This window comes from Thermogutta sp. (genome assembly GCF_014359955.1).
In the GTDB taxonomy this organism is placed as follows: domain Bacteria; phylum Planctomycetota; class Planctomycetia; order Pirellulales; family Thermoguttaceae; genus Thermogutta.
Genome location: NZ_JACIYL010000689.1, coordinates 1 through 2,413 on the forward strand (window position 1 = coordinate 1; position 2,413 = coordinate 2,413).

Below are 2,413 nucleotides of genomic sequence, written 5' to 3' on the forward strand. Positions count from 1 at the left end.
CCCCTGTCAGCACCGCAGATGGTGAGGGTGCGTTCCCGTTGCAACACCGCTTGGGCGTAGGATAGTTATAGTGTCACAAGCCTGGCGTGAAAACGAGGGACCAGGTGGAAGACAAAAACTATTGCCCTGCGAGATGCCGAAGAGAGTCACCGCGCGACCATCGCCGGGCCCAACTGGTGGACGGCCGGGGCCCCGTCAGAAACTCGAGAGGCTTTCGGGAAGGTTTTGATGGGGCAAGTGTTGGCAAAATAAAAAGTACCCCCTACGGGAGTCGAACCCGTGTTTTCGGACTGAGAATCCGACGTCCTGGGCCACTAGACGAAGGGGGCACTCTTCGGAACTATCTTGAGCGTTTTTGCGACATCTTCTTGTGTTATCTTAAGCCTTTCCCCGGCCTTGTCAATAGGAGCCGAAACTGACCCATCTCCAGTTTTTGTGAAGACTTCGAGATGCCGCGGGCTCGAACCATCCCCACGTTTGCGAAAGCCTATGACACGCCCTCAATCGCAAAATGTTGCACGGGCAATTCGTGGATGGCCATTCCAAGTGGCGTGGCCTGGGTGGAACCGGGTCCTCCCGTTTAATCAAGGGGGCGCCTTCCAGCGCGTCAGTGGAATACGAAGGGGCTCGGTTGTGGTGCCAACCAACGTGAAATGGAGCATCCAACCTTGAGAGGCGGACCTGACAAGCAGGTCCCTCCGAATATGGACGTGACAGGCACGTCCCTCCGAAAGATCGGAGGGGCACGCTTGCCGTGCCCGACGAGACCTGCCCAACGCCACGCCGCTCTTCAAGGTGAAGACAGCCCAACCGGCTACGTCGAGCCATTCTCTCCCTCCGGCGACTGACCTGACGCGGTTTGGCGGAGCTTTGTCAACGTTTTGAAAAACATTTCAAAAATGGCTACCCGGCGAACGTGCCGTCGTGTTTCGAGCTTATTTGAGCCGCCGTACTGTCGTGGTGGGTATTCCGAATTCCGCCATGAGGGTTGCAATCTCCCCGAGGAACCGTCGGGCGTCCTCGGGATAACCGGCCGTGGGGCGCAGGTCGGGTTTCAAACGTCGCCAATACTCATTGAATGCACACATCGCCACCTCCCTCAGGTATTTTGAAACGATCGAGGAGGCGGCCACGATGAAGTATGCTTCGGCCTTGGCCCGAAAACAAAAGCGTATGCTCCGCTGAGGTTCCAGGATTTCGTACTCGCTGATTTCTCGGGATTCCTGCAGGACGCGGATGCCATTTCCGGGAAAAACATGGTCAAGGTGCTGGGCGTAGTGGTCTCGGCCACCGTGCTTGTCGGACCAGACGTGGGCCTGTCCAACTTCCGGCGCGAGCTGGCGTGCCAGTTCGAGTGTCAACCGAGAGAGGAGATCGCTTTTTTTCCCAAACCGTTCCAACAATTGATTGAAGCGGACCGCAGGAAGAAATTGGACGCGAATCTGTTCCAGGCGAAAGTCGTTCCTGGCCAGCCCATCGGAAAGACATTGGGTTGCCGCAGCGATTTCGCCCGGCTCGCAGGTTATAGGGAGATCCTGGTCAAACGCGGCCAGCCAGGGGACAGTGTGTAACCACGGGCGAGCCGCCGGATCAAGCTGGCGAACAAGGTTTTTCCAATCGCAGGGAAATTGGAACAGTTGGCCGAGAATGGCGAGTGCCGCCTTCTCCAGATTATGCCAGCCGGAACTCCCCCTGTAGACCTTTTTGGAATCCGCGATCCACACAGGACGGCCACGGTCAACCCAGCTTTGTGCACTCTCAGTGCTCTCTGAACATGCGGAGTTCTCATTCGCCGCTTTTGCCCGTTTGAGTGGTGTCACCGTTATTTCGGGGGCCAGGTGGGGATACCAGACTTCCGGTGGGTACTCGCGGGGCGCGGACCACAAGGTTGCGGTGATCACCAAGGGTCCCAGCGTGGGACCGTAACCCGCCTCGTCTGTCGCTATGTGATGAACCCAGTCCATCGAACCACCGTCAAGACCGCATCGTTCAGTTTGTTGGAAGGTTGCCGGAAAGCCGATGTCCGCTGAGCGCCGAAACTTTATGCCTTCCTGTGAAGGAAAGTAAACACGGGAGGACAACCAGATTGGATACAAGTCCGCCCATCATTGTCCAGCTTATCAGGATGCCGAAATCTGCCGTGGGGACAAATTGGCTGCGGGTCAGGCTTAAAAATCCCACGACCAGCGCGAGTGCGGCGTACACCGTGGCCGGCCCAACGGTGTTTTGCGCTTCCCTCAAAGCTCGCCTGATGGTCCGCCCGGCTTTGAGTGCTCTCTGGAAAGCCGTGAGATAATGAATGGACGCATCGACGCTCAAGCCCAGGGATACGGCAGCCATCATCGCTGAGCCCATGTTGATCCGAAGCCCCATCCAGCCAAGAGCTCCCATCAGGACAACGATCGGCAACAGG

General features: G+C 57.4%; 2 protein-coding genes and 1 tRNA gene. All 3 read right to left on the reverse strand.

The genetic code is table 11. The annotated features are described in order from the left end of the window. Positions 1 to 256 precede the first annotated feature (256 nt). Positions 257 to 329 (reverse strand) — tRNA-Glu (locus H5U08_RS15880). 606 nt (positions 330 to 935) lie between these two features. After that, a complete protein-coding gene (locus tag H5U08_RS15885; protein WP_297035244.1) occupies positions 936 to 1,964 on the reverse strand; it encodes a hypothetical protein in 1,029 nt (342 codons plus the stop codon). Between the two features lie 25 nt (positions 1,965 to 1,989). After that, positions 1,990 to 2,413: MMPL family transporter (locus H5U08_RS15890; RefSeq protein ID WP_297035246.1), on the reverse strand; the 424-nt coding region annotated here is incomplete at its 5' end.